The following is a 22,068-nucleotide window of genomic DNA, read 5'->3' as shown; positions in this document are numbered from 1 at the left end:
GAGCAAGGATCAACGCCATTGCTGTTCTTTTCATCGGAATCTGGTTCCTTTCTGTAATTTAAGTGTGCTCCTGGGTGGAGCTTGCAGAGCTGCCGGGAGACAAACGCGCTCGACCATATCGGTACTCAGCGATGCACTGACAGAGAATGTCCATCAGGTAATCCGGACTGAGTGTATCAGACATCCAGATGCACTGGCGGTACATGTAGATGCTGTTGCTATCGGTCAGGACCAGGGTATGCCAACCTGCTACGGACTCACTGTTCAGTTCATTTGCTGAGCGGTACATATCCGCCTCATGCTCTTTTGCAAAGAGGATCTTATCGGCAACGATGACGGACATGATCCGATAGGATCGAATCATGGAGACGAGGACGACACACTCGGTGTCTTCATCCTTATGGATGGCAACATAGGTGTCGCCTCGCTCTTCCACGATATTGAGGCACGCTTTGATGACTTCCCTGCAATGCTGCATCGTATGCGCATGGGGATTGGTCATCTTATTCACCTCAATCTGGAGTGACGCTTGATAATGCGGGTAATGACGCCAAACGCCATACCGACATCTTCATCCACACTGCGGACCAGGAAGCTTACCGTGTCCAGCTTACTGGGCAGCTCTTTCGTGCGGTAGGATTTGGTTTTGGCATTGACGCCGGCCTGAAGGCGGATGTAGATCATGCGGTCCTGGACATTGGTGACGACGCCGAAATAGTTGGAGCCGGGAACCAGCTTGCGGAGGTTCGCAAGATCGGGATTCTCCACGGCTTTCTTTACGGACAGCCGCACGCTGTACTGGCCGGTCTCTTCGTCCTTCAGCACACTCTGGACTCTGGCTACCACAATGTCACCGGTGGCGAACAGGTCGCTGACATCAGCAAACCATTCCCAAGTCAGCTCAGATGCGGGGATCACCGTATCCACGCCAAGCGCTTCCACGATAATCCGGCGTCCGCTGACATTGATGACTCGGCAGGCAATGCGGATACCCTCTTTGACTCGACCAGAGGCATAATACCTGGCCTGCCGCTGCTTGAGTGCTTCACGCCGGCTGCCGACCGCAGCACGATTCTTGATATCCACTCCAGAAGGAATGAAGTCAATCGTTGCGCCTAGGATGCGGCCAAAACGGAGGCGGAAGTTCAGAGGAGGTTCCGAGTTGACGGGCCAATCGTCCATGAACATCTCATGGCCGGGAATCAGAATTCTGATCCCCTCGTAGTTGACGACCACAATCGGGTTGGCTCCCTCAGTGTTCTCAATACCACTGACAACACCGGTGAGCACAAGGTGGCGGTGCATTGCACCACGCAGATAGTTCCATTTGACATCCTCGGTATCCTCCGGCGTGAAACCGCGTTCCTGGTCGGTGATGTCCAGGATGTCTTCGGAATAAGCTCGCGTGGCTCTGCGCTCTTCCACAATGGGAGGAGCCGTTGCTTTCTGCTCGATGGAATCCAGCGGATCATTGGTGATCTGCTGGGCCTCCACGGCAGGTTCGCTCTTCTTGCGAGGCATAAGCGTATCTTCCTTTCGTTACATAGTTTCTTTCAAATCGACTTTCTTCCCAATGGGTGGCTTTACCGCAGGAGCAGTGGGTTTCTTCTGCTCTTTGGCCGGTTTAGTATCCGCATTGGGTTGGCTGCCGACTGAAATGGCGGATTGGGACTGCTCGGAAACAGAAACCCGGCTGGTTTTCCAGCCGGGTTCATGAAGGATTGCCTTCCTGCTTCTGAGCTTTTTATATGCCGGATGGAGCGAGTAATCGAAGCGTTTGGCTCGGAATACCTTCTGCCCACGAATAAATACAAGCTCTTCATCCGGTGCTAAACGCATCACCTCGTCCGGCGTCAGCAATTGACGCCTCCCGATGGAGTTGGTTCTGCGGAAACTTGGCGTGTAGTTGGTGATGTGCATGGTATTCAGTTCACGCATGGTGCCTTCCACTTCCACAGAGGCAACACCAATGCGGTCACTGATCCATTCCGCTGTTAGCGTGTCCGTACAGCCCAGGAAGATAGTGGTGTCACAGGCACCGATGATTTCCTGCCACCTGTCATCAGGATATCGGTTTCGCATCTGGCCGATGTTCTGGAAGAACACAGCAACAGAACAACCTCTGGATCGGATTGTCGAACACTTTTTCTCAAAGTCAGGGATATTGCCTGAGCAATTGGGAAACTCATCGAGGATGAATTTCACTTTCGTTGGCAGGCATCCGCCCTCACAATAGCTGTCTGCATAGCGGATCAGCTTGATGAATAGGAAACTGAAGAACAGAGAGCTGAGAAATTCAAAGGTGCTATCCTGATCAGACACGATACAGAAGTAGGCGCATTTCTGTTTGCCCGGAAGCTCCAGATCAATTTCGTTGTATGAGGTGATGTCTCGCACCTGCTGCGCCTGCATGACCTGAAGCTTACTGCCAAGGCCGATGATCACACTGGATCGGACGGTTTCACTGGACTGCATGAAGATTGCGTATGGAGCAAAGGCGGGTGATGGCGGCATAACCTCGTTGGTGAAAGGATTGGTATGCTCCTTGCGGATGCCATTCATGAGTTTGGACAGATCCCGTTCACTCTGGTTGCAGAGCAGGTCATATACCTGACCGAGGTTTCTCTTGTCGGGCGGCATTTCCAACGCGACATAGAGAACCAGCGCCTTGAGCAGGTTCAGTTCCGCATTGAACCAGAAGGCATCCTTCATTTCTCCGCTGGTGCTTTTCAGGACAATATCTGCGAAGGTCTGGGCCATCAGCTCACTGGTGCCGACCTCACCAAGGCAGTTCCAGGAGTCGCTATGTTCCATAGAAATCAGGTTGAAAACCTTCACTGTATAGCCTTGGTCGATGAGGTACTGACTCATGGACTCATACAGTTCCGATTTACAGTCGGTGATGATCATGCTTTCTTCCCGTTTCGCAGCCTGGAGGATCAGATTGCGGGAAACTGATCGGGACTTACCCGTTCCGGAAGCACCGCATACCGCAAGGTTACTGTTCAGCCGCGAATTCTTCGGAAGCGTAAATACTTTCCCGCTTTCTGTCCTCCCGAGGATGTCCTGGTCGGTGTTTTTTGCGGTGGTAATATCGAAGCACTGCTCCGCCTCCTTACCATCCATGAAGGCTGCCGTCCCATAACTGCCCGATTTGGAGATGGTGAGGTTCCGGTCATGGTCGGCTGTACCAGTATTGCCCCAGCCGAGGCGGAGGCCGAAAATGCACAGTAGCGCCACACCGGCGATAACTGCTCCAACCGCAATTAGGCCTTCAGGGAAAGTGAAAACTGCGGACAGCACATCTCCGATCTCCAAAGAAGGAAGTCCCGGAGATTCCCGATAGTTGCTGCCAGCAGCTTTCCACGCATTGATATTGATGATGAATTGTGCGATGATTCCCGCCCCGTAGAGAAGGATGGGGATCAGAATGGCAAGGCTAATTACACCTGCCACGATCTTTTTCTTTTTCATAAGGTTCTCCTTCATTGATCGCCCGCACCTCAATCAGGGGGCCGACAATGGTTTGCACGGAATCCACCTGGTAGTCATAGCACAGGAGAATGGGACTTTGCGTGAATCCGTATGGAGCCTGATTGATGTTGAGGAGAGCGAGCAAATCGCATTGATAATTCAGTATGACGGGCCGTTGACCGTCTTGGGTCACAGCGTCGTAATCGCGGGTTGCAACTGCGGGCGGTTTATATCCCGCCAAAGCATTTCGGTTGGCTTCATGCCGCTTCTCAGGATCGACGATAGTTGCCAGGAGCTCATCTCCCTGCACACTGTTGACGATGAAGAAGCAATTTTGGTACGCATCGGAGACGGTGAAGTATCTGCTTTGGGTATTGACCCGATGATGAGCAATCTTCTCCGCCACCTTCATTCTGGAGCCGATGACCACCTGACTGAAGGACTCACAGTGGAATCCGCGTGCGTTGAGCATGGTTTCAATGGAAGCTACGGTATTCTCTTCCGTGCTGCGCATCCAATACATCCGGGAATAGCCAGTATGATACAGACAGTAACAGCTCCGGCCCCGGACAATAATTCCCGCAATGCGGGAACCTTTTACAACAGATTCAGGATCATATTCCTGGATGGATCTGCGGATCTCCGATGTCGAGTAGAAGTAGGTGCGGTCTGGGTTATACGGGACATTGTTGCGGAGAGGACTTGTTGGGGACATAAGAGATGGCTTCCGATCGGGGAGAAACTCAGCGCCGGCATTATAGGACATCATCAATGCGATAGTCAGGGAGTGTTGGCGCAGGATCTTCTCCGTTGAAGAATGTCCTGTTGGATGCTCATCCTGCTTCGCTAAAACATAGGCCAGTGCTTTTGGGTCTCTCTCACTGATGTAATCCAGGCCCTTGGGCGTCAACCGCATAGAACGAATAATTCTCTGCCTTGACCTGCCCCTCGCAATATCCACATAGCCCATATCAATCGCACGATACATCACATGACGATTCCACTCCGGATGCCCACCAATCCGAACAGCCAACTGCGTCGGAAACTCCACACAGTAGCCAACAAGCCACAATAGTTCAAGCATACGGTCATCCTTGCCAGTAATCATAATTGAATTTCACCTCCAACCAGTCCTCAAAGGTAAGGCTGCGAAGAGCCTGCGATAGAGACTGCCGGCTTCACTATCAATCGGATAAGGAAGCATCGCTCCCTGCTCCAAATCAAAAAGACCCCGACATTTTTTCTTCCCGCGAAGATGCCAGAATCCGAGGGGGCAGGAGCCGGTTTTCGAACAGACTGAAATAGATACCTTTTTTGAGGACCCTTTTTTTCAGGAATCAGGTATGTGCTTTGATGTGTTCCGCAGCCCAACTGGAGAGCTTATCGGGGCTCATAAGATAGAACTCCGTGCAGTCCCGGTCACCCAGTTCTGTCGTTTGAAGGACAGTCAGAAGCAGGCCGTTGTCGTTGGTGAGCATTACGGACTCGATCACATCCAGATACCGCTTCGTTTCGATGTTGTCGTAGTCTCGCACCCGGCGCAGGCTCATTGCTTCGTCATACTGATGGACAATGCACACCACGCAATCGCGAAAGCGTTCAAGCGGATGCTCCCTCTGGAACTTAACCAGGCTGGATCTCAGCGGGCGGGTGATGAAGGCCAGATTATCGCGCCGGTTCCGATTAGGCAGTATTGCGGGAACCGTTATCGTAATCCACTTTTCATATTCCTTCACGCTGATGCCCAGCACCGTAGCCAGGTCTTCATAGAACGGGGCAATATTGCTCCACTGGGTTCGTGCGCCCAGGTTTCGGAGCGTGACCGTGTTGGTTTCCGCCGTGCGGATCAGACTGTAGATCTTGTTGTGCGGATTATGCCGGGGTGTATCCTCAATGGTATGGGCGATGGCAAACAACTCAGAGCTAATTGCCTCATAATCTGAGGCTACCAGTTTCAGCATATCCACATAGTCTTTTCCAAACTCAGTATTCATGTTCTTTTCTCCTCATAATTCGTAGGTTTCAACCACGCCGTTTTCATCCACAAGGATGGCGTAGTCATTCTTGAAACGGCGATCAATGTCGGTCAAGAGGTTCAAATCCCGAGTGACCAGAAATCTGACCGTTCTTTCAGGCAGTTCTTCTGCATTTTCATTGATTTGCTCGGTGTTTTCTCCGGAAACCGGGATCAGATCATAGTCAGTTGTCTGTGCAGACATGGTAATGATGGCTGGCGGTTCACCGGCGCAGAAGTCCTGAACACGATCCTTCAGTTCGAGGAACGCCCAGAAGCAATCTACGCTGCTGCTGACATTGAGCTTTTCAAAGCGCAATCGGCTAAATGTCAGATACCGAGCATCCGGTGTGCGGTAGAATTGCCCCTCCCGTGCCAGAAGAGTCATAATTTTTCCATACTCGCTGTCGCTCAGGAAGGAAAACAGCCGCTGCATCTGCCGTTCTTCCACAGCACCGAAAATGGCGAGAATTTTCGTGACATAGGCCAATTCGTGGCCCTTAACCATACTCTTAAAGGACATAACTTGTGCCTCCAAATGTTGATGTAGAGTAGCGTATATCGCAACTTTTTTGGCTCTGCTCGTATAACGCAAGCGTATTGCAACTCTTGAGCAGACCGTGTGCGTTCAAGGTTGCAGACAACGCACATTTTTTCCGAAGAAGAAGGCCGCTTCGGCAGCTCCCGGTGGCTGTCTTTGCGGCCTTCCAATACTTCAGGATTGGTTTTGAACAATCTGGCTCAATTCATAACGATCCGTGGTGATGAGCTGCTTTTCCAGAGCCGATGCTTTGAATTCAACCGTAATGTGATTGCTGTTGGTGGAGATCAGGCCATTGCCACGCTCAAAGCGGGTGATATTCGCGATCTCCGTATCCGTCAGCTTCAGAGCATCCTGCACCCGGATTGCCTCGTCATCCTCCAGATTCAGCACAATTTTGGTTTTGGCATTATTGATGATGCCTTTGCCATACTTGCCACCGTCCAATGCAAAGAAATCGTTCAAGTCCTGTGTAGCTGCGATAGCTGCTCCACCGTAGCCTCGAATGATCTTGAAGATCTCCAGGCAGAATTCAGCAGCCATGGAGTTGCTGCCGGCACCTACCAATTGCCAGATCTCGTCAATGAAGATGGCCTTTTCTTTTGTGCGGTCTTCCTTGGCCTTGTCCCAAACGAAGTCAAGTGCCACGAACATACCCACAGTAAGCAGGTCACCAGTCAGCTCCGAAATGTCCAGAACCGTGTAGGGGTTTGACAGGTCCACATTGGTATGCTGATTGAATGTCTTTGCAGAGCCATGCACCAGACGGTTCAGAATGTTGCCGAGCCGCTTTGTATCTGACGAGGACATCAGGATGTTATAGACATCCTCAAGCAACGGCATGGTTTTGTACTTGCTGGGGTCATCCGGATCAATCAGTGAATCGTTATCATGGGTGATTCCCTTTTCTGCATAGGTGCGGATTAGAGCCTCATCCAGGAGCTGCTTCTCTTCATGGTTCATATCAGGAATCAGCAAGCTGAAGAAAATGTGGAGCTGCTGAATCTTTCTTGCCAGGATGGAGTTCTCATTGACCACACCATCTATGATGGCGTTGGCTGTCTGATCCACCCGGCGTATGGCCATGATGTTGATGCACTGCTTGGATGCGGGACTGATACTGATGAACTCGCCGCCAACATTCTTGCAGGCACGCAAAAACTCATGTCCTTTCAAAGGTGCAATAATGAACACCTGAGTGCCTTTTCTCCTCATTCGTAAAGCCATGAGCTGCATGGTAAAGGTCTTGCCGGCTCCGCTGGTGCCGAGGATAGCCATATTGGCATTTTTATAGACCCTGCTGTTGAAAATGTCCACGATGACGAGGCTGTTGTTGTGCTTATTGACGCCAAGAAGAATACCGTTTTCATCGGACATCTCGTAGGAAGTGAACGGATAACAGCTGGCGGCTGCGCTGGTCAGCATATTCCGCTTGCTGCGCTCAAAGAGTGTCTTATTCAGCTTGCAGATAGGCATCACCATCTGCATCGCCTGCTCCTGGCGGAATAGGCAAGGGCGGATGTCCATATCCTGGGAGACCATCAATCGCCTCACCTCGGCTACCCGCCATTCCAGGTTTTCAAGGGTATCTGCCGTGACCGTCACGAGAATGCTGGCGTAGTAGAAGTCCTCATAGTTGGATAGGCCCTGCTTGAGGTAATAGCCGGACTTAATAGCTCCTTCGATGTCATCGAAGTCGGTGTTGGTATCAGACGCATCTTTGATTCGGCTTCGGTTGATGCGGATTTGCTGGCCGAGCTTTGTCTGGATGCGCTCTTTCGGCTCGCGTTGGAAGTAAAAGTCCACATCAATACCCTCACCGGCATTCACCAATATGGATGTCCAGCCTGCCACAACGCGGGGGTTATAGCCGCTTGAGGGAACCATGAGGTATGCGTGATAAACGCCGTCCATGACGATGTAGGAACCATGCCGCAAGTCAATACTTTCTGGTGCAAGGACTTGCGGGAGTGTGATCTTCAAGTCGCTCTCCCCGGAAGTTACCTGCTTAACCTGAAGCTCCCGGATGCGCTTGTCCAACGAGATGCGCTCACAAGTCTCGCGATTGAAGATGGTGTAGAGGACATCCAGCAGAAATGCGTTTTCATCTTCATGCGTAATAACCACATTATCGCAGTGCTGGAAGTACTGCCTAGCAGTCCGGGCAGCAGTTTCCAAAGTGGAAACAATCTCTGCGTAGTCACTTTTCCGGTTATTGTAGGTTGGCTCATATTCAAAGATGATGAGGAACCGGCGTGTGATTGCCTCGCGGGACCCAATCGTTTTGATGAGGTTGTAGTAGTCCTGCTGGAGCTCCCGGCATTTGGGGTCATTCTCACGATCCATATCCCGCTCAATGGCATTGAGGTGCTTGCTGATGTCAGCTTTCTTGGTGAGCACCTTGATTTGGAGCTTCACCGGGCTGATCTTCATCCAGCTTGCGAAGGCGGATATGATGTTCTTTTGCTCCCGGACACTTCTCAGCAGGAAATTGATCGGTTCCACCTCAAGGATTTTGATGTACCGATCATCACTCAAATGAGCGATGCCGTGATTGATGTCCACAACAGGAATGATACCCTCCGTTGTGGCGGCCTTGCGGCCCTTCTTGGGAGGTGCCTTTCTGTCCTGGGCTGTTTTCTTCTTGTCGGAGCTTTTCCTCTGACTCCGCCTGCCTCTTTTTCGAGCTTTCGGCGGATGCTGCTTGAGCTTGATGCCAAGCTGCTCCGGGGGCTGGTGGGGTGCCTGATTTTCACTTCTTTGTCGCACACTTGGCTTATCACTCTGCTGTGGCTCCGCGTCTGAACGATAGAGAATGCGGCGATTGAAAAGCCACTTGATCCAGTTCAATGCAAACTCCGTCAGTGAATCGCCATCGAAGCCAATGACGGCAAAGATACCCAGAGGCAGTGGAATCAGGCACAGAAGAATGATCCTTGCTGTCAAGGAGAGGGGCAGCCTGATGATAGGCAGCCCAGTAAGCAAAACGAGTACGCAAGCTTCAATTGCATTGCGTACTCGTATCATGCCGCCAAACAAACGGCCACTGGTTAGGAAATTAGGTGGGATATAGTAAATATCCTGTTCTTCTTTATGATAACTCATTACTGTTCTCGACTTTCTCCGGAGGCACAGTCTGAATGCCTGCCGCTGCCTTCCAATGATCAAGGACGCCGGCAAGAATGCGACAGGTTCCTTCGGGTGTCATCTCACAGCGGGTACTGAAGCAACTCAGAACCATGCCGAGTTTGTTCTTCTGATCCATTACAGGAAAGTCGCGCAGGGGGCAGCGTTCCGGTCTCTTCTGCTGCTCCAGTGCTCGTTCCCTTATAAACTGCTTGATGCGCCTTTCCCTCACAACCGGGTTCCAGCCGCACCTTGCACATTCGTTTGTGCTATGACAGTTCAGCTTTGTGGAGTACTTGCAGCCCCCACTATTATTCATAGAATTATCCATACGCTGCGCCTCCTTAGCCGATAATCCAGAAAGGACCACCGGCACCTGCGTTTTTACTTGCTTCATTGAGGATGATGGAAAAATCCCACTGCTTCTCAGAGCGTTTATAGCTGGCCGGATCGGCTACCAGGATTTTCTCGTCTGAGGTGACTCCCCGGAGGACGATGAAATGCCCGGAAGAAGTGAAGTGGCCCTTACTCATAAGCGCAACGACCAACTTCCCGTCTGCCAGAGCATCAACAATTCTCTGGGGCTCAGACGCAGTACAGCCTTCCACCGCCAGCCCCCACTCTTCAGCAGCGCCAGGGATGAGGGAATGATAGGAGCCGCTTTTGCTGCACCAGTACCCATGCTCGTAAGCCCATTGCGCCATGTGCGGAGGATCAACCGTTTCGGAGGTCAGACTGGAAACCACTATCGACATGGCCGTAGGACCGCAGGCATAGCCCCCGATGTCATCTGTTCCATAAGGCAGATACCGCCACCGGTCATCTAACTGGTTGTAGTAAGTAACCTGCGTGGAACCGTCCGTGAAGACTACACCATCATAGGAAATGCCCATCTGCGCGAAGTCTGTCTCAGACAGCGCCTGATAGACACCATCGCTCAGGAACACGGAGAGATTTTGTGCGTAGTTTGAGGCGAGGTTTTTCTGGTCATCGCTGAGTGCGAAGACTTCATCAGCGAAATAGGCTTCGCCGTTGTAGATGATTTCGTACACCCGGACAGTTGTTTCTATGACTTCCGGAACCCCAGTTGCTTCATCAACCTCTCCTTCTTCCTGCCTCACTTCGTCCGTGAAACTGAAGGAGTAGAGTTTGTCCTTATGGCTGCGCAGTACGCTTTCCATATCACTCTTCGAGATGGATGCCGCATCGGTGTCCTTGCTGGCACAGTACAGTGCCACAAAGTAATTTGCATTGAAAACAACATCAGATCCGTAAGGATTGTTAACTTCCATTGCATCACAGCCTGACGCAGCAAAGTCAGCGTCGATTCTATCCAGAACATCAGTCAGGCCCTCCGAGAGGATGGTGCTGATCCCTGTATTCAGATCCACCATGTTCTGCGTCAACACCGCATTGTCTGAAATGCCGTTTGCAGTCTCCGTCCCGTCTCCAAGCAATGACCCGAAGATAACGGAAGGAAGCATGGCCACAATCAGAACCGGAATCAAAATGATCCCGACGAGTGCGATGATCCATTTCTTTGATGCCTTGGCAGTTTCAAGGGCTACCCCGTGAATTCCTCCGGTAGCAGCCCCTCTTGTAATATTGGACACCGCTTTTCCTGCCTTCGCAGCGGATTTTACGGTACTTTCTGCGGAATTATTCTGCGCTTTCCTGATTTCGTCAGTCATTATACGCGATCCTTTCTCTTGGGAATCTGGGGCATTTGCTCCACGATTCGCTCCTCGTACTTGATTTTGCCGGAATCGTCCTTATAAGGAGTCTTCTGTACGGTCGGCTCAGCATACTGCTTGTACCAGCTCTGGCCGTCTGTAGTTTCGACTGTCTCAAAGGAACCTGTCGGCTCCATATACTGAGCGGCATTATACATGGCAAACTGCCGCTCCTCGCCGCCGCCTGCCGGCGTTTCATATCCGGTAATCCGTCCACCGCCAATCTCCACATTCCGGAAGGAAGGTGGCTGACTGGGGATGGGAGAACTACCACCAATTCCGGAGCTTGAACTTCCGGGAATGTAGGAGCCGGCAACGGAAGCATCAGCACCGGCAGAACCGCCATCTTGCGTGATGGTCACGCCTTCTTGGGACTGACTCATATCGTGATCTGGTGTTACGGGGATTTGAGTACCGGGGGACACCGTTCCTGCCCCATGTTCATTGCCAGCCGCAGAATCGTCTGCTACGCCATAGCCCAGATAACTGGTCAGTGCCTGTGCAGCCTTGTCGCCGGTGATTGTTCCCACGGAAGAAATATTGCCCGTTGCAACCGCACCAACAACATCCGACGCAAATTTGCCACCTGCTTTTAAGCTGGAGCCAAACATAGCACCACCAACAAAGCTACCAAGCCCGGAGCCGCGCCCAGTTGCACTTGACGCCGCCGCATTGCCGGCAGCTCTCTGTGCCACACCAATCAACCCGTTGCCACCACCGGTAAAGGCTTGGCCGGCTGCTTGATTTGTTGTAGTTCCGGAAGCATGGCTGCGATTGAATATGTTGCCTACCGCACCTCCGGTAGCTCTTGCTGCCGCACCGAGCGCTCTGCCGGCAATCATCAATTCAGCGAGCATACTTCCGCCAGTACGACCGACATTGACGCCCAGACTGGACATAAAGCTGTCGATCTTCTGACTGATTTTGAGAAATGAGACTGCACAGAGGAACCAGATGAACAGGTTCCCTGCGACTTCATCCCTGCTGGAAGCAGAAATCGCACTCTCCACCTCGCTTTCATCAAGAGCAAAAGCAGTTGTGGAGAGCATGACTACCACGAGGGCAAGGATGCAAATGATCCATAATTTGTTGCGCTTCATGTCATACTCCTTTGCCTACACTGCCGCCGTCACACGGAGAGAGGATTTGCGAGAAAAGTTCCAACCATGGAGACGAACAAACGCAGGCACCAGGCATTCATGATTAGGAGGAACAGTTGGCCTCCCAACATTCTGCACCAAGAGTTGAAAATGTTAGATGTACTCTCCGAGGCACCGGTAGCAAAAGCTACTGGTGCCGTAAAGATCAGAACTCCCACCATGATGTATCGCTCCGCTGCCTCGAACAGCAGCTTGAGATAGTTCCACGCGACGATGATAACCAGGATAATGACAATCAGGCTCACAGAGCCACTTGCGAGGCACCCGACAATCACCGTCAGGACACTGCCGAAGCTTGCAAATTCGATGGGAGGAAGTGAGGTGTCAACAATCCAGGAATATGGAGTTCCTACAATGTCAAGTACCAAGGCCATAATCTCATCCGCAAACAGGGCAAGGAAAATAAATAGGATGGATCGGAGCAGCAGCTTTGCCGGGTCCTCCGCACTGAGGCCGATGCCAGCTCCGAAGTTTTTGAATAGCTGCCAAACAAGATTGAGAAGGATAAACCCTACAGCTATGGCCACGAATACCTCGTACAGGGTCTCGGCTGCGGGGAAGTACCGCAGGAAGGTACTCATGTCGCAGCCGAGTGCGCCCAGCACGGAACCCGTGATCATGTCCAGAAGGTTCATGATCTGCGTGGCAACCCACTCAACGATACTGTCCAGGATGCCCATGCGCTCACCTCAACTCACCGTTCCCAGGGAGCGAAGTTGCTCTTATGGGAGCTGCTATCGTCATCCAGAGGAATGAGCATTGCTGTGGTAAGGCACAAGGCAAAACCAGTTACGATACCGCCGAGGAGAAATACAAAGTTCTTGTTCATCTGTTCTGTCTCCTTCCCACCGGCTCAAGATGTCCACTGACCACCCGCAAAAAGCGGCGTCACATAGGCCATAATGAAGCCCAGAGAGTTCAGAATTGCCCAAGTGATGACGATGCGCTTGAGCCAGGATCTGGACTCATCCACTGTCTTCCCCGATTTAGAGAAGTTCATCAGCAAAAGGGCAATACTCGCGGTAACGATGGCAGCAACTGTTGAAATCCCGAGGACCTGAGTGTAGACATCATTCATGATCTCACTGGCCTTCGTCCAGATGTTATCCGCTGCGAATGCGCGAGTTGCGAGCAGGGAGAGTGCCGAAGGAATGAAAAAGGCAGTGTAAAGAGCTTGCCCCTTGTCAACTGCCTCAATTCTTCTCTTAAACCAACACCCAAGCGCCTTGACTTTAGAATTCATGTTGGTGGAAACCTCCTTTTTTGAATTGCCGAAGAGATGCAAAAAAGGCCCGGACCAGAAGCGTGACAGTGCGATCAGCTTCCAATCCGAGCCTTTTCAGACAACAAAAAAACCGCCTCAAGCGGGCGGCATTTGCAGTTTGCATTTTTCAGCGTGATTATCATACCATAGGTAAAATTGAATTGCAATTCAGAAGCTGTACAAGTTTTGTATAACTTTTGTCTAACTGACTTTACTCCGGAAGGAATTGCTTGATCAGGTCCAGACAGTCCCTTGCGGTATAGCCCCAGAGGATGCGGTCAATTGCTCTGATTGCAGCGTTGAGATAGTTGTGATAGGAAGCGGCGGACATGGAATACCCCAGCTTATCAAGCTCGATCAGGATTTGCGTCCGGTTGCGAGGCTTGGTTTTGCTGAAGTAAGTGATGTAGAGAACCTGGTAGAGAAGATCTCCACGGTCTGGATCTTCCCGCACAGCTTCAAGCGCCGCGTTGATAATTTCCAGCATATTTTTGCTGCGAATCACACTCCTGGCGTGGTTCTCCAACTTCGTACCGGTCAAATCAATTCCTGCGAGTTCCGAATTGACCTCAAGAGTGGATAAGCGCATTCCGTGCTGCATCTCCATTCTCAGGTTCAGATCCGCTTCGGAAATGCGAATGGAGTATTCTACCCTGCGATACTGCTTGAGCAGATACTTTGTGTTGTGGAAATGGTCCGTTTCCTTGTCTTTTTCCACATTCCCCGCAAGGATTTCCACACCGGTCTGAAGGCCAGTCTGAATCTCCTCACGAACAGCTTCCTTTTCCAGACTGTAAGCTGGGCGTGCATCGCCTTGTTTTATTTTCCCCATGTAGATCACCCCCTTTCTCCGTCATGGCCGCTTTTCGGCGGGCCACGGTAAAAGCCGTCTTCTGCTACTGACTTACCCCAGTCTAAAGAACTATAAAAGACTAAAGGCACCGGTCGAGCAAAAAAAGAGCCTTCAGGCACGCGAAACACCTGAATTCTCAAGGATTTCCCGCCCGGATAAACAATGAGGCCGGATGGGACGCGAGATTGAATACTCAACTGGAGATCCTTGGCGTCGCCGATCGGTTCAATGACATTAGCTATGCCGAGGATTTCACCGATCCGTTGCAGGGATAGCTTTTCACAATCCTCGCCATAAATCATTTCCCGGTATCTGCACGGAGAAATGACAGAGCCGCGTGAGCTGGAAAAGCTGACGCGGCTGATAATTCCTGCTTCCTCAATTTTTAATATGAATCTGCCGACACGGGATTTCGACCACCCCCACCTTTTTGCGAGGTAGGAGTAGGAGAGCAACGGCTGCCCTTTCATATTGGAATAGTAGACGACTGGCATGAACTCCGAGCCTTGCACCCTTGGCTCATTCAAAACAGTGTGGAGCCAGAAGTCCATGATGGCATCCAGTTCACTAAACACCAAGGGGCCGTTCCGCCTGCTGGCTATGACCAGCAAGCGCCCCACCGACAGTGGGAAAAAGAAAAAGCCCGATCCTTTATAGCTATAGTAGTTATACTCCAGATGAATGCAGTGCTTTTTCCAATCGTTGATCGTATATCGAAGAAGCCCGGTTTCTTCATCCAAGATTTCGTAGTCAAGGAACCCGGCATCTCTGAAATAAGTTAGAAGGTCAAGAGCCTGCGCCTTGGAATGTACGCGAAGGATGCGGGGTAAGGCAGAGAGTTTGCAGATCCATTGGCCGGGACCCTCCATGAAGGTTTGTGTGTCAAACCTGCGGTTGTTGGATCTGAAGTTTGCATAGGAGAATAATGACATGAGGCTGAACAGATGTAGAGTTCCTTCATTACGAAAGTCCTTATGGTCGTTGAAGTAGCGAAACCACTTCTTCTGAACACGCACTCTGGGGAAGCAGATAAGCTGCTGCTGTTGAGTACAAGCCATTCACTGCGCCTCCTTTCCGAAAATAGAATAATTAAAAATCAATCTCAAGTCCCCTGGTCATACGGGGAACACAGGCGTCTCAGCCTCTGCCCATTCTTGTGGGCCAGCCGTCCCTCGGTTTGAGGCCTAGCCGGACGGGAGTACCTTTAATTTCCCATGTTGTCTTCGCTCTGGGCTTGTCCTCGGCCCTTAACACTTCGCTACAGTGGCTCGAACATGGTGATGTCTTGAGATCGTATTCGGTTTTCAAGGTGCATTTGCCAAGGGGAAGCGAGAGGTGAAAGGTGGCCGATTGTGAAACCGCATCAAACCCTCTCGTTATGAATGGAGAAAAAGGGGGGGTAAATGAAACCCCAAAAACCAAATTTTTTTGAAAAAAATAAAAAAACCAGAGATGGACCTGCGATTGCCAGGTCACCTCTGGTTTTCTTTCGTTGTTATTTCCTTGGCTCCTCCGTATAAAGCCATTAAATAAGTCATGAGGAGTGAATGATAATGGCTCGTCAAAAGAAGCCAAAATATGAGTATGTGGAGCAGCTCGGCTTGTATCGCAAGCGCGTGCAGGATGCCACGGGTAAGTATGTTGCTGTCTACGGACAGACCCAAGAGGAACTGACCGAAAAGCTTTCCAACTTCAATAACAAGAGTAATCTTAGCCCGATTGGCAGAAAAAACCCACTCGTGAATGACTACATTCAGGAGTGGGTGGGACTTCACACGGTTAATATGACTTATGGTGGTCAATTAGACTATCAAAGTATTATTAACCGAAATATCAAGCCATACTTGAAGGGAAAGCACCTTCTTGATGTGAGGCCTGATCATCTCAGAGAAATCATGCTGGGTGTAACCGAGAAGAGCGAGTCGGTTTACCGGAAAACATATCAGTTACTCAATCAGATATTTACATCTGCCTATGAAAACCAGGATATTCCCTATAATCCCTGTCCCAAACCCAGCAAAGGTGGAGTTCCTACAAAAGAGCGCATTGCACTGACAGATCAGCAGGTAAATGTATTGCTGGATGCCGTGAAAGATACCAGAGCCTATGTTTTTTGCATGATTGCCATTTACTCTGGAATGAGGCGGGAGGAAATCCTTGGTCTTAAGTGGGACTGCGTTTTTCTTGATGATACTCCGAGGATAGAGGTGAAACGGGCACTGCGCTTTGAACATAATCGCCCTGTTGTTTCAGAAAAGCTGAAAACAAAGGCAGCAAAGCGTATTATCCCAATCCCCGATCAGCTTGTTATATGTCTGCGGGAGGCTCGCGAAAAATCGAACTCCAGCCATGTCATTGCAGACAAAGCCGGGAACCCACTATCAGGATCTTCTTTTCGTGAGTTATGGATGGCCGTGAAGCGCAGATCTGTCGGCGAGCGCACGGTAAAGAAAGTTGAAAATGGGCAGAAGAAAACCTTTACGATTATGGCTGAGAAGGGACAAAAGGCTGCACACCAGGATTTCTTCTATACCATTGACTTTCAAGTAACACCACATATTCTTCGCCACACCTATATCACAAACCTGCTTCTCGCCGGGATAGACATAAAGACCGTCCAGTATCTTGCCGGCCATGAGAATTCCAAAATCACCTTAGATATTTACGCGCATCTTACCTACAACAAGCCCGAGGAGATCTTGAAGAAGGTGCAAGCTGCTTTCGATGGCAACCAAGCAAGGGAGGACTTCAGCTATGGCAAGAACCAGGAATGAGCATTACGAATATGTAGAACGCGATGGTCTCTTTCGTAAGCGTGTGAAAGATGCAACCGGTAAATATGTTGCAATCTATGGTGAGACTCCAGAGGATGTCACCAAACAACTGATAGATTTTTACGAGCAGAGAGACATTGACGCTGAGGAGATGAAAGACCCATTATTCAGCGTCTACGCTCGGCGTTGGTTAGAATTGAATTGTGGGAATCTCACCAAGGCGACGCAAAAGGGCTATTTAACCGTTCTGAATAACCATATTATTCCGTTTTTGGACGATCTGCGTATGAACGAGATTCGCCCCCGTGACATAAAGGTAGTCATTACGAGGGCTGGTCAGATGAGCGAGTCAGTGCATAACAAAACTTATATGCTGCTGAAGCGAATCCTTACAACAGCTTATGAAGACAGGATTATTCCCACAAATCCATGTCCCCAAATGCACAATGGCGGAAAAAAACCGGAAGAAAAAACGGCTTTGACTGATAAACAGGTTGAGGTATTGTTGGATGCGCTGGAAGGAACTCGAACCCATCTGTTTTGCATGATTGCTCTATATGCGGGGTTGCGGAGAGAAGAAATCTTGGCATTGAAATGGGATTGCATCGAGTTAGATAATGTCCCGCGAATTGAAGTAAAACGAGCACTTAAGCATGAACGAAATAAAGCCGTTATTTCGGACCAGCTCAAAACAAAGGCTGCCAGGAGAACAGTTCCCATCCCTGATCGACTAGTGGAAGAGCTAAGGAAAGCCAAAGATTCATCCTCGTCTGAGTATGTGTTTGCAAATAGAACTGGAGGCCCGCTCTCTTACACACAATTCAGGCATTTGTGGCATACTGTCGAATCGAGGAGTGTAGGTGAACGCACCTATTATAAGTACACTGATGGTAAGAAAGTTCAGTTTACCGTCAAGGCCGAAAAGGGGATGCGAGCCAAATGCAGGAAGTATTCCTATACTATTGACTTTGAAGTGACGCCCCATCTGCTTCGCCATACCTACATCACAAATCTTCTTTTAGCCGGCACGGACATCAAAACAGTCCAATACCTCGCCGGACACGAAAAATCTAAGACCACGCTGGACATATATGCCCATTTAACATATAACCGGCCAGAGGATATTATTGACAAGGTAAACTGTGCATTTCAAAACAAGAAGTGAACTGATACGCAGGGCAAGGAGGAGAGTGGCTACGGCCCCTCTCCTCCTTGATATTTCCGAGTTATTAAATAGTGCCTCAGGCAGCGTACATGAACCGGTAGTCTTCCTCCATACACATCATCAGCCTTTTCACACAGGAGATTAAAAAGCTGTGTGTATATCATAGAAATCAGGAAATTAAAGGTTGGATCCGTATCACTCATGATGAGAAACAGCGCGGATTTGTTATCTCCCAGGGTATCCAGTTCCAGTTCATCGTACATGGTAATGTCTCGAACTTCCTGAATATCGAACGGAGCTAATCTGGCACCACAGCTAACAAGAATACTTTTTAAAGTTTTTCCCGCCGCTAATTTGAACTTAGCATATTGGCGAACTGCAAAGTGATTTGGCTTCTTTTTCTTCAAGTCCTCAAACATCAGGTCTACCGGATTCTGGAAGGTTTCATCATCTTCTCTGACTTCCATTGCATTCAGGAATTCGATCAAAGTTGAAAAGTTCTGCTCTTCAACAGGCGCCTCATAGTGGATATATCCAATGAGTGCACAGTAGAGAAGAGTTTCGGCTTTCGTCCAGAATTCGTCACCGGCTTTTCCATCACCTTTTGTATTGGCAATCAGAGTTGTAGTCATCTTCAGGATATCCTTGAATTGTCTTTTATTATGCCGTTATTTTTTTCAGCCACATTATAATCTACATGATCTGTAAAACATATTATTCTTTCTCCTTTTTCCAGTGCGGCAATGCACTGTTCCTCCATTGTGGAAATGCCGTCCGGAGAAAAGGTTGAGTGCACATGCATATCTGCTATCATAACCAAACCCCATCGTACTTTTTGTTTATATGTTGTAATTCAACGCCAAACGCTGTCTCCTATGTATACTTTATCCTTACAAACAAACCAACTCTGAATATCATTTGAAAAGAACTGGTGTTTGCCCAATATACAAACACCAGTTCAACAAGAACTTATTTATTCTTTTTACGCTTAGTTCTTCCTTTTTCGCTTGATTTATCTATAAAAGCTACAGTGTCTGTTCTCTTTGATACTATCCTTTCTGAACTGTTTTTTACACTCTTTGAATTGCCATCTTTTCCCGTACTTCTATTAAACTTACTAACCAACTGACCACAAGCAGCCTTTATATTGTTTCCTCGTGATTCTCTAAGTTTAACAACAAGCCCCGCCTCTTCTAATTTATTTTTAAACACAACTAACTGTTGCTTATTTGGTCTTTTAATTGCAGGGCATTCAGTTTCATTATACTGAAGTACATTAATCAGAACATTTTTTCCGCTAAACCATTTTGCCAATTGCCTCACATCTGACGGTTTATCATTAATGCCTGGCATGAGCAAATATGCGATTGTAATCTTTCGATTATGACGATCCGAATAAGACAAAACAGACTCAACAATCTCATTTATATCAAATCCCTTCATATGAGGCATAACCATGTCCCTTGTTCTCTGATTCGTTGCATGCAGGGAAAGTGTTAATTGAATCTTTAGATGTTCTTCTCTTAACTTTTTAAGTTGAGGAATTGGACCAACTGTCGAAATAGTGATTCCATCTGTCGGGAAGTTCAGTCCATTACGATCACGTAACACATGGATAGCTTGAATCACATTCTTGTAATTAAACAATGGCTCTCCCATACCCATGAATACAATTCTATTGATTTTTTCTTTGACCATAACAACTTGTTGCACTATTTCTGATGGTGTAAGATTTCGAATGAATCCATTTTTTCCTGATGCACAAAATATACAACCGACTGGGCAACCAACCATAGTACTAATGCAAATGGTAGTTCCCGTTTTACGCTTAATGCACACGGTTTCTATGCAATAACCGTCTTCCATCTCAAACGCATATTTAGTAGTATCTTTTCCATTATAATAGTCTTTTACCTTAATCGTATAGTGAGCATTCTTTGCTTTTTTTCTATACAAATCTGCCATTAATGATTTGGAAGTGTTTTCTCCAAGAACCTGAAGAATTTCATTATATGTATATCCATATGGATCATTTAGCACTTGTTCTTTTGTTAGGACAGTATTTTTTAAATCTCCCATATATAATCCTCCTCACATTTTTCAAATAGTACCGATATATATAAAGATATATAAATACCCATTCTCTAAATAATATATAATAATAACAAACTTGCTAATAAAATGCAAGCAAATCTATCTGCTGCAAGCAGTGCTCCGGTCATACCCGGTGCGAAATGCTTGTTGGGGAGCCTTCCCCAATCCCCATAAGAACAGAGACAAGTCTCTGGGCTGCGCATCCGTAAACGGACGCTTATATGTACACACAGACATAAAAAAAGAACGGTGTCGGGAAGTACCGTAAAGGTACCGCCTGACACCATTTTCTATCTCTGTTTCTTTGATTTTTCCTGTTCCTCTCTTTGCTGATCTGCCTGGCGATTTCTGTCATCGTGCAGCATGGTCTCTACAATTTTCTGAGCCATCAGATATTCCTGCATCTGAGATTTTTCTCTCCTATACTCCGTATAATTCTTCTTTTTCCTGGCAAGAATCTCAGCATATTCTGCATTCAGATCCTTTACCCTTGGAATCGGAACATCTTCTCCATGCTTTTCCCGATATTCATCAAAGGCTTGCTTGGCAGCTTTACGGAGCGTAAGTACATCTCGGTGCTCTTCATAAAATCTCTTACTGTATCCGGATGCCTTATAGGCTGCAAAGGTATCCTTTGCTTTTGAATAATTCAGAATATGTTTCTTCAGAACTGCTATCTCCTGCAGGCGTTCCTCATCAGCTTTTATAGAAGTCAGAATACCGTCATTAGTAGCGACGGTATTGTTCACAAAATCATCCAGTTCCTGTAAACTCCTGATATTGTGTGCTTGGATAAAATTCATGGCATTGGCCATCTGCTTCAGGTTAAATACCTTAGCCCATCGCTCATATCCAGCGCCCTTTCCTTCCTGAAGTTTTGCTTCTATATCAATAAGAAGAGACATCTTCGGCTTCCTGTTATGCGGCTGTCTGCTATAGCTTTTTTCCTCATGAGTTTTTAACCCAGCCAGTATCGCTTCCAGATCTTCTTTTGTGTATCCTTCCCCCAATGACCGGAACCGTATATATCGTTTTTGACCTTCCGCGCGAACTGCAGGTTGCTTTCCATCCTTATACTCGTATCCCAATGAAATCAGAATTTTGATCAACTCATCAAAATCCTTTGGTCTCTGCTTCAGTGCCTCATCAATAGCCATGCATAAGACATCTCGGTGCGGTACCTGCCTCGGATAATCTGTCCTTTTCTCCCTTTCTTCATATGGTCTAGGCTTGATTACTGAAAGCATGTGCTCCATACAAATCAGATCACTTAGGCGCCTGAGAGCTATCGCTGAGAAATAAAAATCCCTGAATTTTCTGCTACCATCCAATGAGGTTGAATTATAAACAATATGGTTGTGAATATGAGCTTTATCCGTATGGGTTGCAACAATGAAAGCATACTTACCTTTTGTCCATCGCATAGCGGTTTCATAGCCGATTCTGTTTGCCTCTTCCGGTGTAACCTCACCTGGTTTGAAGGACTGGCGGACCTGATAGGCGATTACATCATGTGCCTGTTTGCGGCCTGTTGCATGCTCATATTGCCGCTTTGATAGCAGGAATACTTATGGACATTGCCGATGTGGTGAATTGCACCCCCGATAGCGTCAATCAGTGCGGTGCCGCCACCCACACAATAGTCGCGATCCGTCAGAGGCTCGATCTTCTCAATGTTGATCCGATCGTGCAGCACCTTGCTGTCGTTGGCAAACAGTACGGTAGACACATATACCTTTCCATCCAGCTTTTTCTGCTTTTCAATCATTGCGTTGAATCCGCCAATGGTGTCATCTTCCAGTCCTGCCATAGAGCCGCTGCGATCCAGGATAAATACCAGTTCCGTGATGCCGTTTTTCATGTTTCAGAA

Annotated in this window: 21 protein-coding genes and 1 pseudogene; 2 read left to right on the top strand and 20 right to left on the bottom strand. The window is 48.6% G+C overall.

The genetic code is table 11. The features are described from left to right. Positions 1–58 precede the first annotated feature (58 nt). The 15 genes from Q0Z71_RS04250 to Q0Z71_RS04180 form a co-directional block, all read right to left on the bottom strand. Positions 59–502, bottom strand: coding sequence for a hypothetical protein (locus Q0Z71_RS04250; protein WP_298018728.1), 444 nt, complete (start codon positions 500–502; stop codon positions 59–61). A 5-nt stretch (positions 503–507) separates the two neighbouring features. Beyond that, positions 508–1,521 (bottom strand): hypothetical protein, encoded by a 1,014-nt coding sequence (locus tag Q0Z71_RS04245; protein WP_298018723.1) that lies wholly within the window; start codon positions 1,519–1,521, stop codon positions 508–510. An 18-nt stretch (positions 1,522–1,539) separates the two neighbouring features. After that, entirely contained in the window at positions 1,540–3,474 is a 1,935-nt protein-coding gene (locus tag Q0Z71_RS04240) for a VirD4-like conjugal transfer protein, CD1115 family (protein WP_298018720.1), read from the bottom strand. Beyond that, complete coding sequence (locus Q0Z71_RS04235; protein WP_298018718.1) at positions 3,440–4,582, bottom strand: hypothetical protein; 1,143 nt, start codon at positions 4,580–4,582, stop codon at positions 3,440–3,442. Before Q0Z71_RS04235 ends, Q0Z71_RS04240 begins: the two co-directional genes overlap by 35 nt. Before the next feature lie 229 nt (positions 4,583–4,811). Continuing rightward, complete coding sequence (locus Q0Z71_RS04230) at positions 4,812–5,468, bottom strand: DUF6100 family protein (RefSeq protein WP_298018716.1); 657 nt, start codon at positions 5,466–5,468, stop codon at positions 4,812–4,814. A 12-nt stretch (positions 5,469–5,480) separates the two neighbouring features. Continuing rightward, on the bottom strand, positions 5,481–6,011 hold the full coding sequence (locus Q0Z71_RS04225) for a DUF5697 family protein (protein ID WP_298018713.1): 531 nt from the start codon (positions 6,009–6,011) through the stop codon (positions 5,481–5,483). A 192-nt stretch (positions 6,012–6,203) separates the two neighbouring features. Further along, positions 6,204–9,134: a VirB4 family type IV secretion system protein gene (locus Q0Z71_RS04220; RefSeq protein WP_298018711.1), complete on the bottom strand. Its 2,931-nt coding sequence runs from the start codon at positions 9,132–9,134 to the stop codon at positions 6,204–6,206. Then, positions 9,121–9,486: a hypothetical protein gene (locus Q0Z71_RS04215; RefSeq protein ID WP_298018709.1), complete on the bottom strand. Its 366-nt coding sequence runs from the start codon at positions 9,484–9,486 to the stop codon at positions 9,121–9,123. The genes Q0Z71_RS04220 and Q0Z71_RS04215 overlap by 14 nt, the downstream gene beginning before the upstream one ends. Positions 9,487–9,499: 13 nt before the next feature. Further along, positions 9,500–10,846 (bottom strand): C39 family peptidase, encoded by a 1,347-nt coding sequence (locus tag Q0Z71_RS04210; RefSeq protein WP_298018707.1) that lies wholly within the window; start codon positions 10,844–10,846, stop codon positions 9,500–9,502. Then, positions 10,846–11,988 (bottom strand): hypothetical protein, encoded by a 1,143-nt coding sequence (locus Q0Z71_RS04205; protein ID WP_298018704.1) that lies wholly within the window; start codon positions 11,986–11,988, stop codon positions 10,846–10,848. The genes Q0Z71_RS04210 and Q0Z71_RS04205 overlap by 1 nt, the downstream gene beginning before the upstream one ends. Positions 11,989–12,017: 29 nt before the next feature. After that, positions 12,018–12,728 carry a hypothetical protein gene (locus Q0Z71_RS04200; protein WP_298018702.1) on the bottom strand — a complete coding sequence of 237 codons (711 nt, stop codon included), beginning with the start codon at positions 12,726–12,728 and terminating at the stop codon, positions 12,018–12,020. A gap of 14 nt (positions 12,729–12,742) precedes the next feature. Then, positions 12,743–12,877: a hypothetical protein gene (locus Q0Z71_RS04195; RefSeq protein WP_298018700.1), complete on the bottom strand. Its 135-nt coding sequence runs from the start codon at positions 12,875–12,877 to the stop codon at positions 12,743–12,745. 24 nt (positions 12,878–12,901) lie between these two features. Then, a complete protein-coding gene (locus tag Q0Z71_RS04190) occupies positions 12,902–13,291 on the bottom strand; it encodes a fimbrial protein (protein WP_298018699.1) in 390 nt (129 codons plus the stop codon). A gap of 232 nt (positions 13,292–13,523) precedes the next feature. After that, positions 13,524–14,144 (bottom strand): hypothetical protein, encoded by a 621-nt coding sequence (locus Q0Z71_RS04185; protein ID WP_298018697.1) that lies wholly within the window; start codon positions 14,142–14,144, stop codon positions 13,524–13,526. 5 nt (positions 14,145–14,149) lie between these two features. Further along, entirely contained in the window at positions 14,150–15,223 is a 1,074-nt protein-coding gene (locus tag Q0Z71_RS04180; protein WP_298018696.1) for a hypothetical protein, read from the bottom strand. Positions 15,224–15,718: 495 nt separating this feature from the next. Here Q0Z71_RS04180 and Q0Z71_RS04175 point away from each other — a divergent pair, with 495 nt between their 5' ends. Together Q0Z71_RS04175 and Q0Z71_RS04170 are read left to right on the top strand one after the other, a co-directional pair. Then, complete coding sequence (locus Q0Z71_RS04175) at positions 15,719–16,939, top strand: site-specific integrase (protein ID WP_298018695.1); 1,221 nt, start codon at positions 15,719–15,721, stop codon at positions 16,937–16,939. Further along, positions 16,890–18,104 (top strand): tyrosine-type recombinase/integrase, encoded by a 1,215-nt coding sequence (locus Q0Z71_RS04170; RefSeq protein ID WP_363316678.1) that lies wholly within the window; start codon positions 16,890–16,892, stop codon positions 18,102–18,104. The genes Q0Z71_RS04175 and Q0Z71_RS04170 overlap by 50 nt, the downstream gene beginning before the upstream one ends. On the opposite strand, the pseudogene Q0Z71_RS04165 reads toward Q0Z71_RS04170, so the two are convergent. From Q0Z71_RS04165 to Q0Z71_RS04145, 5 genes and pseudogenes are all read right to left on the bottom strand, one after another. After that, positions 18,087–18,751, bottom strand: a pseudogene (locus Q0Z71_RS04165) (type IV secretory system conjugative DNA transfer family protein); the annotation flags it as partial. The gene Q0Z71_RS04170 and the pseudogene Q0Z71_RS04165 overlap by 18 nt on opposite strands. Then, entirely contained in the window at positions 18,739–18,906 is a 168-nt protein-coding gene (locus Q0Z71_RS04160) for a PHP domain-containing protein (protein ID WP_298018915.1), read from the bottom strand. The gene Q0Z71_RS04160 and the pseudogene Q0Z71_RS04165, both read right to left, overlap by 13 nt. 167 nt (positions 18,907–19,073) lie before the next feature. Further along, positions 19,074–20,183, bottom strand: coding sequence for a 23S rRNA (adenine(2503)-C(2))-methyltransferase RlmN (gene rlmN / locus Q0Z71_RS04155; protein ID WP_298018694.1), 1,110 nt, complete (start codon positions 20,181–20,183; stop codon positions 19,074–19,076). A gap of 305 nt (positions 20,184–20,488) precedes the next feature. Further along, a complete protein-coding gene (locus Q0Z71_RS04150) occupies positions 20,489–21,703 on the bottom strand; it encodes a relaxase/mobilization nuclease domain-containing protein (protein ID WP_298018912.1) in 1,215 nt (404 codons plus the stop codon). Next, positions 21,703–22,059: a hypothetical protein gene (locus Q0Z71_RS04145; protein ID WP_298018693.1), complete on the bottom strand. Its 357-nt coding sequence runs from the start codon at positions 22,057–22,059 to the stop codon at positions 21,703–21,705. The genes Q0Z71_RS04150 and Q0Z71_RS04145 overlap by 1 nt, the downstream gene beginning before the upstream one ends. Positions 22,060–22,068 lie beyond the last annotated feature (9 nt).

Origin of the sequence: uncultured Dysosmobacter sp., from assembly GCF_947631635.1 — a bacterium.
Taxonomy (GTDB): Bacteria; Bacillota; Clostridia; order Oscillospirales; family Oscillospiraceae; genus Oscillibacter.
This window is presented reverse-complemented; position numbering and strand designations above follow the sequence as displayed.

Excerpts from the sequence above, each read along its gene's own strand:
- Q0Z71_RS04175 (WP_298018695.1), top strand. The coding sequence starts at position 15,719 with ATGGCTCGTCAAAAGAAGCCAAAATATGAGTATGTGGAGCAGCTCGGC.
- Q0Z71_RS04225 (WP_298018713.1), bottom strand. The coding sequence starts at position 6,011 with ATGTCCTTTAAGAGTATGGTTAAGGGCCACGAATTGGCCTATGTCACG.
- Q0Z71_RS04215 (WP_298018709.1), bottom strand. The coding sequence starts at position 9,486 with ATGGATAATTCTATGAATAATAGTGGGGGCTGCAAGTACTCCACAAAG.
- Q0Z71_RS04235 (WP_298018718.1), bottom strand. The coding sequence starts at position 4,582 with ATGATTACTGGCAAGGATGACCGTATGCTTGAACTATTGTGGCTTGTT.
- Q0Z71_RS04160 (WP_298018915.1), bottom strand. The coding sequence starts at position 18,906 with ATGCATGTGCACTCAACCTTTTCTCCGGACGGCATTTCCACAATGGAG.
- Q0Z71_RS04220 (WP_298018711.1), bottom strand. The coding sequence starts at position 9,134 with ATGAGTTATCATAAAGAAGAACAGGATATTTACTATATCCCACCTAAT.
- Q0Z71_RS04240 (WP_298018720.1), bottom strand. The coding sequence starts at position 3,474 with ATGAAAAAGAAAAAGATCGTGGCAGGTGTAATTAGCCTTGCCATTCTG.
- Q0Z71_RS04185 (WP_298018697.1), bottom strand. The coding sequence starts at position 14,144 with ATGGGGAAAATAAAACAAGGCGATGCACGCCCAGCTTACAGTCTGGAA.
- Q0Z71_RS04180 (WP_298018696.1), bottom strand. The coding sequence starts at position 15,223 with ATGGCTTGTACTCAACAGCAGCAGCTTATCTGCTTCCCCAGAGTGCGT.
- Q0Z71_RS04205 (WP_298018704.1), bottom strand. The coding sequence starts at position 11,988 with ATGAAGCGCAACAAATTATGGATCATTTGCATCCTTGCCCTCGTGGTA.
- Q0Z71_RS04190 (WP_298018699.1), bottom strand. The coding sequence starts at position 13,291 with ATGAATTCTAAAGTCAAGGCGCTTGGGTGTTGGTTTAAGAGAAGAATT.
- Q0Z71_RS04170 (WP_363316678.1), top strand. The coding sequence starts at position 16,890 with ATGGCAACCAAGCAAGGGAGGACTTCAGCTATGGCAAGAACCAGGAAT.
- Q0Z71_RS04250 (WP_298018728.1), bottom strand. The coding sequence starts at position 502 with ATGACCAATCCCCATGCGCATACGATGCAGCATTGCAGGGAAGTCATC.
- rlmN (WP_298018694.1), bottom strand. The coding sequence starts at position 20,183 with ATGGGAGATTTAAAAAATACTGTCCTAACAAAAGAACAAGTGCTAAAT.
- Q0Z71_RS04200 (WP_298018702.1), bottom strand. The coding sequence starts at position 12,728 with ATGGGCATCCTGGACAGTATCGTTGAGTGGGTTGCCACGCAGATCATG.
- Q0Z71_RS04145 (WP_298018693.1), bottom strand. The coding sequence starts at position 22,059 with ATGAAAAACGGCATCACGGAACTGGTATTTATCCTGGATCGCAGCGGC.
- Q0Z71_RS04230 (WP_298018716.1), bottom strand. The coding sequence starts at position 5,468 with ATGAATACTGAGTTTGGAAAAGACTATGTGGATATGCTGAAACTGGTA.
- Q0Z71_RS04210 (WP_298018707.1), bottom strand. The coding sequence starts at position 10,846 with ATGACTGACGAAATCAGGAAAGCGCAGAATAATTCCGCAGAAAGTACC.
- Q0Z71_RS04195 (WP_298018700.1), bottom strand. The coding sequence starts at position 12,877 with ATGAACAAGAACTTTGTATTTCTCCTCGGCGGTATCGTAACTGGTTTT.
- Q0Z71_RS04245 (WP_298018723.1), bottom strand. The coding sequence starts at position 1,521 with ATGCCTCGCAAGAAGAGCGAACCTGCCGTGGAGGCCCAGCAGATCACC.